The following is a 9,483-nucleotide window of genomic DNA, read 5'->3' as shown; positions in this document are numbered from 1 at the left end:
GAGCGCGACGGCCTCTACTACTTCACCTATTCGGATCTCGCGGGCGCCGGACTGCCGTCGACGATCCAGCCCGGCACGTACCTCTTATCCGCCCGGGTCGGCGCCACCGACATCGCCGATGGGTTTGTCGGTCTGAACGATATCTCCGGGGGGGGCAATACGGACCAGGGCTGTGTCGCCGGCTTCTTCTCCACGCTTAGCGACGACGCGGAAACGGCCAAGAACAACATGGTCGCGGAGTTTAACGCCCTGTCCGGCGTGAACTACTATCCGCCGACCGAAGACAATCCGGATTCGTTTTCCTTCACCACCTGGACCTTCTTGTGGACGGTCGAGACCGGCAGCCCGGTCGTCGGGACGGATCCCTTTTTCGGCGTTTATACCAAACTCGGACCCGGCGGCGGCAACGGCTTCTGGGACGACTCGACCCTGAGCTTCTCCTCGTCGGTCGGCGAGCTGCCGGCGATCCATGGTTTTTCCGCCGACACCGATCAGTTTGACCCCACCGGAACGGTGGTGACGCTCTCCTGGGACGTGTCCACCAATCTGACGGCCCTCTCGATCAGCCCGGACATCGGCGACGTGCTGCCGATCACGGTGGGCGGGATCGGGCAGACCAGCGTGGTCGTCCATGCCGAAACCACCTTCACCCTGACGGCCTCGAACGAAGTGCATTCCGCTTCGGCAGCCGTGACCATCCGCGCGCCGGAGCTGCTGATCAATGATTTTTCTGCCGATACCCATCTGGTGGACACGAACGGTACGCTGGTAACGCTCTCCTGGGACGTGACCAATGCAACCGCCGTTTCGATTGCCCCGGATATCGGTGCGGTGCCGCCGGCGGGGCAGACGAACCTGGTGGTGAATGCCGCCGGAACCTATACGCTGACGGCCTCGCGCGGCACGCAAACCGTTACAGCCGACTGGCGGTTCAATCTGGCGGCGAACCGGCCCAACATCCTGCTGATGCTGGTCGATGATTTCGGACCGATGGATACCTCGGTGCCCTTTGCCTACGATTCGTATACCGATTCCGGCAACGAACTCCACACGGCCTTCAACGACTTCTACCACACCCCGAACATGGAAACGCTCGCGGCCAACGGCATGAAGTTCTCCCAGACCTATGCCATGCCCATGTGCAGCCCGACCCGCGTGAGCCTGATGACGGGTTTCAACACCCCGCGCCACGGCGTGACCCACCATCTGAATGTCTACCAAACCGTCGACAACGCCTCCTTTGCCATCAAAACCCACCGCGGCCCGAACCACTGGCGCTGGCTGGGCATGGACGGCTCCGACTTGACGCTCCCGCAGCTGCTGAAGGAGGCCGGATATTATACCTTCCACCTCGGCAAGGATCACATGAGCCACACGCAGCAGCCGACGGCCATCGGATTCGATGCGAGCGACAGCGACCTGTACAAGGCGACCGTCCTGACGCCCAAGGCCGAGACCATGCTCGAAGCCGCAGTGGCGACGGGAGTGCCCTTCTTCGGCTACATCTGCTATCGGGACGTCCACACCGCGTTCTACTATGCATCCGACTACGTCAACGATTACAGCGGGGCCTACAACGACAACCATGCCAAGTTCGGAACCATGGTCGAAAGCGTCGATAACTCGCTCGGGGCCGTGCTGGCCAAGCTGGAGGCGCTGGGGGTTGCGGAAAACACCCTGATCATCTTCCTCGGCGACAACGGCAGCGATTCGCCCGCCCTGTCCGACGAATACGGGGCCAATGGAACCGCGTTCGACGACTTTCCCATGCGCGGCAAAAAGGGCTCCACCTACGAGGGCGGCATCCGGGTTCCGCTGTTGGCGGCGTGGGCCTCGCCCAATTCGGGCAACGCCTTCCAGCAAGCGCTGCCGATCCCGGCAAACAGCGTGGAGCACGATATCGTTACGGTCGAGGACATCGCGCCGACGATCCTCTCGGCGGTGGGTGCCGCCGTCCCCGAGATGGACGGGTTCGACCTGACGCCCTATCTGCGCGGCGAAGGCGGCACGCACCGCCCCCAGAAAGTCCTGCGCCACATGCCGCACGAGCACCGCAGCAACTATTTCACCTGCTTCCGCGACGGCGACTGGAAAATCGTCTACCGCTACCACATCGACGACATTGCCGCCGAAGGGGTGACGAACGAGGACTATCCCGATTTCAGCACCCCCTTCGAACTCTACAACCTGGCCGCCGATCCCTACGAAACAAGCAACCTGGTCGCTTCCATGCCCGAAAAAACCGTGCAAATGGCCCGCGCCATGGCGCGGGAACTCGACCATTCGTGGGGCATCTACGGCCCGTTGTGGCCGACCCACAATCCGGAACAAATTGCCAAGCCGGCCCGGCCGCTGGAAGACGATCCCTTCGTCATCGATTATTCGGTCGATGGCCGTGATCTGGTGGATAGCGACGGCGACGGGCTGGTCGATATGCTCGAAGATGCCGACGCCGACGGCCTGCTCGACGATGACGAGACCGATCCGGCCGCCGCCGACACCGATGGCGACGGCAGCGACGACGCCACCGAAATCCGCCTGAATATCGACCCGCGGAGTGCCGCCGAGGCATTTCGCGCGAAAATGGTGCCGGGTTCCTCCGCCTTCAGCCTGAGCTGGCCCTCCGCCCCAGGCACCACCTACAACGTTCTGGCGGGCACCAACCTGCTGGATGCCGTTGAGCTCTGGCAGGTCGCGGTCTCCTATATTCCGGCCCATGCGGTTTCGAACCAAACGGCCGTGTCCGTCGAAATGCCGGAGGCCACCAACGCCTTCTACCGCATCGAGCTCAATCCCTGATCCGTTGGCGCGGGGGGTGCCAAAACCGCCCGAAAACCACCCCGTTCGGCCCCGGTTCAACAAACATCCCGAAAATACCCTTTTCCGGGTATGTGCAAAGTTTTCGGTTTGTGGCACCATAGCCTATTCCATTGGAAAAGGTTATCGAGGGAAGACGCCTTCATTCCATTGAGCAGGAACGCGGGTTCCGCACCGCATGCTGGAAGGGGCGGCACCGCCGCGCCCGCGCTCAAAGGCGATGCCCGATTTTTTAACGCAGGAAAGAGGACTGGGAAAAGCATATGAAAACATCATTACGTATCCTGTCGATGGTTGGCTTGCTGGCCTATGGCGCGATCGCGCAGGCGGCGGTAACCATCACGGCGGTGGGCGACGGCTCCGGCTACGACATTTCCGGCGCGGAAGTCGCCGGGTTCCGCTCCACCGGAACGCAAAAGAGCTTCGATCCTGATGGCGACGACGCCTACGGAACCGCGGGCTACATCGTTTTCGGCGGAACCGCGGTAAGCGGCGGCGGACACGCTCTCTTCGGCGATGCCACCGAGTATTCCAATCCGTCTTTCGTCTCAGCTTTCACGGCCGGCGCAAATTTTATTTCGATTTCCAAGTACACCTCGTATCCGCTCTATGATGATCCGTCCCAGCCGATTGCCGCCTCGGTCGCCGATTTCGGCGCCACGGCGGTTGCCGTCGCAAATGCCAACGCCGGCGCGGGGGCCTGGAATGAGATGTTGACCTTTACGATCGACGACTCCGCTTCGCAGACTTTCCGGGTCGGGTTGATGGCGGGGCCCGAAGGCAATACCGACGGCCGATGGGACCCCACCGGATTGCGCATCTCCTTCGAGGGCGGAACGGCCGTCGAGGCCACCGCCCTGCCGATCCTTTCCGGAACGGGCATGGTCTTTTTCGATATCGCCGTGACCGATGGCACGACCGGAACCTTTACGATCGATTCGCAGCGGCGGTTGTCGACCGGCGGATCGTCCATCAGCGGTTTGACGTTCGATGTGGCGGAGCAAGCCGCAATGAAAATCAAAATCGATTTCGGCACGATCGTTTCGACGGCCTCCAACTGGAATCACTTTTCCGGAACCGGAACGGTGACCGTTTCGAACCTGGTCAATTTCGCCGACGGCGCCGACACGGGCGTTTCGATCCAGATTGCCGGCATCGAAAACCAAGCCACTACGTTTTCCGATGCCTCCGCGCTGGGCGGAAGCAGCGAGGTGTCCATCTATTCCGATGCCCTCCAAAACGCCGGTACCGGGGATGACCGCTTTTATGTCACGATCAGCGGCCTGGGGGCCCATATGCCGTATGATATTTTCGGAGGGGCCTTGAATGGCGCCGACTTCGGGGCCACGTGGGTATGCGGATCGCAAACCCAGACCGATACGGTCAACGAGGGCAGCTGTTTTGCCACGCTGACGAATGTCACGGCCGATGCGAACGGCGAGATCTATTTTGAAATCCATGATCAGAGCGATGCGGCTGCGCCGGCCGCCGACAGAAACATCGGGCTTGCCGAGCTGACGATCACCAGCCTGCTGGGGAGCTCGCCGATGATTGCGCTTCCGGATGGCGTTTTGGATCTGTACGTGGACGCCGCAACCCTGGCCGGCACGCTGGTCAGCACGGGCGGCGCGCCGACGCAGGTCTGGATCTGCTGGGGCGAATCCGACGGCGGAACGTCCCTGCCAGGCTGGACGCAACTCGCCGACCTCGGCGTCCGCGAGATCGGGGCGTTTTCGACGCAGGTTACCAATTTGACGACGGATACGGAATATGTCTACCGCTGCGCCGCATCGAACCAATTCGGCATGGTCTGGACCGACCTCCAAAGCTTCACCCCGTCCTATCCGATCCTGTCGGTCGATCCCGTCCAGATCGTGGAGGGCGATTCCGGCTCGTCGCTGGCCATCTTTACCGTCCGGTTGTCCCGCGCCTATCCGGCGCCCATCACGTTTAGCTTCTCCACGGTCGACGGCTCCGCCGTCGCATCGGCGGACTATGCCGCCCAGAGCGGCGACCGCACCTTCGCGGCCGGCCAGACGCAACTGCAGATTTTCGTCCCGATCTACGGCGACACGGAGGAGGAAAGCGACGAGAGTTTCTCCCTCGTGCTTCAGCAGCCCGCCAATGCCGTTCTCGGAAACGCAACCGCGCTGGGCATGATCTTCTCGGATGAGCGCGATGCATACCTCTCCCCGTCGGCGCTGGTGGCCGATGCGGACCGCGGCCTGCTCTATGTCGCCGAATCCACCGCCGCGCGGATTGGCATCGTCGACCTCTCCGCCGATATTCTCGTTGATGGAATCGCCCTGCCGCAGGATCCGTCCGGCTTGGCGCTTTCGTCGGACGGAAGCACGCTCTACGTCACCGCCGGGGTTTCCGCCGGCGTCGTCTATGTGGTCGATACCGCCTCGCGCACGGTGACCCAAACCATTCCGGTCGGCCATTCGCCGCGCGCCCCCGTCTTGGCCGCCGGCGACGTGCTCTATGTCTGCGAGCAATTCACCAAATCCGTCGCGGTGGTCGATCTCGCCGCCGGCACGGTCGCGGATCGGATCGGCGTGTTGCGCGAACCCTTCGCGGCGGTCCTCTCTTCGGACGGAACCAAGCTGCTGGTGGCCAACCTGCTGCCGCACCAGCCCTCCACCCAAACCGGCGTCGCGGCTTCCGTCAGCGTAATCGATACCGCATCCCGCTTGGTCACCGCAAACATTGTCCTGCCGCCGGGATCGCACAGCCTGCGCGATCTGGCGGTTTCGCCGGACGGCAGCTATGCCGTCGTCGGCCACACGCTGGGGCGCTACCGCGTTCCGGCCACGCAGCTTTTCCGCGGCTGGCAAAACACCTCGGCCCTGAGCATCGTCGATATCGGCTCCGAGACGCTCTACAACACCGTCATGGTCGACGACCTGGACGAGGGCGCGGCCAACCCCTGGGGCATCGGGTTCACCGCGGACGGCCAACAGCTGTGCCTGGCCCACGCCGGGACCCACGAGCTGAGCGCGATCGACTGGCCGGGGCTGCTGACCAAGCTGGGAACCGCCTCCGGAAACGTCTGCGACAATCTCGCCTATCTGGCCGGGCTCCGCCGCCGCCTGCCGCTGCCGGGCAACGGCCCGCAGGACCTGGCGATCGTGGGCACGAAGGTCTATGCCTCCAACTATTTCAGCGATTCGCTCGCCGTTGCGGATGTGACCGAGGGGCAGGAATATGCCGCGCAGGAAATCGCCATCGGCTGGGCCATGCCCAAGACGGAGGTGCGCTTGGGGAACCAGTATTTCCACGATGCCACGCTGAGCGCCCAGCAGTGGCAGAGCTGTTCCAGCTGCCACCCGGGCGTGCGCGCCGACGGGCTCAACTGGGATGAGTTGAACGACGGCTTCGGCAACGCCAAAAACGTCAAGAGCCTGCTGTATGCCCACTATACCGCGCCGACGACCTGGACCGGGGTCCGCCCCAACGCCGAAACCTCGGTGACGGCCGGCTTGCTGTTCAGCCATTACGTGAAATTCAAGGGCGATGAGAATCTCTACGTCGATGCGTTTCTCAAGGCGCTGCAACCCGTGCCGAGCCCCTATCTGGTCGCCGGGCAGCTGAGCGAAGCGGCCGCCCGCGGAGAGGCGATCTTCACCGCCCGCTGCACCTATTGCCACAGCGGCCCTTATCTGACCGACCAGTCGCTGCATGATGTGGGAACCTCGACGGCCTACGAGACGCGCCCGTTCGATACGCCGAGCCTGCTCGAAGTCTGGCGCACCGCGCCCTATCTGCACGATGGCCGCGCGCAGACCATCAACGACGTGCTCGAGGTCTTTTCCCATGGCAGTACCTCGGGACTGACCGACGACGAGATCGCCGACCTCGTCGAATACGTGAACTCACTTTAAAACACCGATGCAATTGCGCTTAAGAGGAAACTTTACGATGAAAACGATGCTTTGTTTAACGATGTTATGCGGCGCCTTGACGGCCCAGGCCCTCGACTCCGCCTTCGTGGTGGGCGACGATGGCCTGGATAAGGTGATGGTCTTCAACCGCTACCAGGAGCTGGTCTGGGAATATCCCGCCGTCGATCCCTACTCGGTGGAGGTGCTGGACAACGGCAATCTCCTGCTGACGAGCAGCCGCAATCTGCTGGTGGAGGTCAACCAGGCCAAGGAGATCGTCTGGTCGTTCTCCAGCGCCAATGAAATCTTCGGCGCGGTGCGCGATGGCGACGTCACCATCGTGGGCGATTGCACGGCGGGGGAAATCCTTTTCGTTGCGGCCGACGGTACCGTCGAAAGCAGCTTCGAAACGGTTTCCACGGCCACGGGGCACTCCACGATGCGGAACATCGCGCTCACCCCCGGCGATACGCTGCTGGTGGCGCATCTGGGCGACGACACGGTGCGCGAGTATTCCCTCGGCGGCGCACTGCTGGCCGAGTTTGCGGTTCGCGGCAGCGCCTATCGCGGCGTACGGCTCGACAACGGCCACACCTTGGTCGGCCACGAGCTGGGAATCACTGAATTCGATGCGACCGGGACTGAAATTTGGGATGTCGCGCCGGCCGATATTCCCGATGTGAATTTGGTCTTCGGAACCTGTGCGTATCGTTTGGATAACGGCCATACGATGATGGGAAACTGGTTTGGACATGATTCCGGGGCAGACGGTGAGCCGCTGTTTGAACTCGACTCGGAAGCCAATATCGTCTGGACCATGGATGACGGCGTGCTCGACAGTCCGCTGGCATTTATTCCGGTGAGCGATGCCTGGGCGGCAACCTACTCGCAGGAGCTGGCCGAGCCCGTGTCGGCCGATGGGCTGAACGACCCGATCCTGTTTATCTACCGACGGCAGTACGATCGGGATCACCATAACACGGCCACCTTTTTCCCGTCGTGCACGAACGAATTCAACACCGGCGACTACCGGCCGGGGGCCGCGCTCAAGATTTTCGATCCCGCAACCGGCGCGGTGACCACCCTGCTGGAAACCTCCGAGGGCATGATCCGCGATCCCGACGTCCATTTCAGCGGCGAGAAGATCGTCTTTTCCATGCGCAAGAATACGGCGGACAGCCATCACATCTACGAAATCAACATCGACGGCTCCGGGCTCAAGCAACTGACTTCGCTGGCGGACGTCGACGATCTCGACCCGATCTACATGCCCGACGGCGACATTGTTTTCACCTCGACGCGCGAGATTAAGTATATCGGCTGCAACCGCCATATTTCGGCGAACCTCCACAAGATGGATGCCGACGGGGCGAACATCAACCAGATTGCGCGCAGCACGCTGTTCGAAGATCATCCGAGCCTGATGCCCGATGGGCGCATCATGTATTCGCGCTGGGAATATGTGGACCGCAACTTCGGCGATGCGCAGGGGCTGTGGGTCTGCGATCCCGACGGAACCGGGCACGCCATCTACTACGGCAACAACACGACGAGCCCCGGCGGGGTGCTCGACGGGCAGGTGATTCCCGGCACGCCCTACACGATCTGCACCTTCAGTTCCTGCCACGACGTGCCGTGGGGCGCCATTGCGCTGATCGACCGCCGCAAGGGCGTCGACGGCGCGGATCCGGTGGTGCGCACTTGGCCGGAAGGGCTGGAGAGCTGGGTGAAAACCGCCGGGCAGGATTTCGACCGGTTCAAGAATACGTCGATTCGTCATGAAGATCCCTGGCCGTTGTTGGACCCCGACACCGGAGCGGGCGGGCGCTATTTCCTCTGTTCGCGCGAGATCACCGGCGGCAGTTCCCACATGGGCCTTTATCTGTTGGATACCGAAGGGGAATCAAAGTTGCTGTACAGCGAAGGCGCCGGAACCTGGGGCTGTTTCGACCCGATGCCGCTCGCCCCGCGCACCACGCCGCACGATGTGACGGTCTACCGCAAGAACAACGGCGCCGATGGGCGCTTCTATGTGCAGGATGTCTACGAGGGCACCCACATGGAGGGCGTTGAACGCGGCGACGTCAAATATCTCCGCGTCATCGACGCGCCCAACAAAACCGACTTTGTTCCGGTGGCCCAGTGGAGCGGCCAGGGGCGCGAATCGCCCGGCATGAACTGGCACAACTTCCAGAACAAGCGCATTCTCGGGACGGTGCCGGTCGAAGAAGACGGTTCGGCCCATTTCAATGCGCCGTCGAGCACCTTCCTCTTCTTCCAGTTGCTGGACGAAAACAAGATGATGGTCCAGTCGATGCGCACGGCAACGATCATCCAGCCCGGCGAAAACCAGGGCTGCATCGGCTGCCACGACGACCGCACGATGGCCCCTCCGGCCTATGGCACCAATTCCCTGCCGCTGGCCACCCTGCGCGAGCCGAGCCAGCTCGACGGATGGTATGGCGAAGCGCGCAACTTCGGCTATCTGACCGAAGTGCAACCCGTCTTCGACGCCCACTGCATGCCGTGCCACGATTTCGACGGCGCGGCATCCGGCACGCTGATTTTGGCGGGCGACAAGGGTCTCTTCTTCAACGCCTCCTACACCGAACTCAATAACAAAGGCTACACCGGGCGCATCGGCGCCGGCCCGGCCGAGATCCAGCAGGCCAAGAGCTGGGGCTCGCACGCCAGCCCGTTGATGGCCCAGATTTTGTCCGGCCACAACAGCAGCGCGATGACGACCGAGGAGTTCGAACGGATCGCCACCTGGCTCGACATG

The 9,483-nt window shown here is 62.5% G+C and carries 3 protein-coding genes; all 3 read left to right on the top strand.

The annotated features are described in order from the left end of the window. The coding region (locus tag ABYO54_RS09580) for a sulfatase-like hydrolase/transferase (RefSeq protein WP_372808030.1) at nucleotides 1–2,799 on the top strand (2,799 nt) is incomplete at its 5' end. Between the two features lie 281 nt (nucleotides 2,800–3,080). Beyond that, on the top strand, nucleotides 3,081–6,701 hold the full coding sequence (locus ABYO54_RS09575; RefSeq protein ID WP_372808029.1) for a Calx-beta domain-containing protein: 3,621 nt from the start codon (nucleotides 3,081–3,083) through the stop codon (nucleotides 6,699–6,701). A 37-nt stretch (nucleotides 6,702–6,738) separates the two neighbouring features. Next, a partial coding sequence (locus ABYO54_RS09570) for a hypothetical protein (protein ID WP_372808028.1) occupies nucleotides 6,739–9,483 on the top strand: 2,745 nt, incomplete at its 3' end.

The organism is Pontiella sp. (assembly GCF_041622395.1).
GTDB lineage: Bacteria > Verrucomicrobiota > Kiritimatiellia > Kiritimatiellales > Pontiellaceae > Pontiella.
This window is presented reverse-complemented; position numbering and strand designations above follow the sequence as displayed.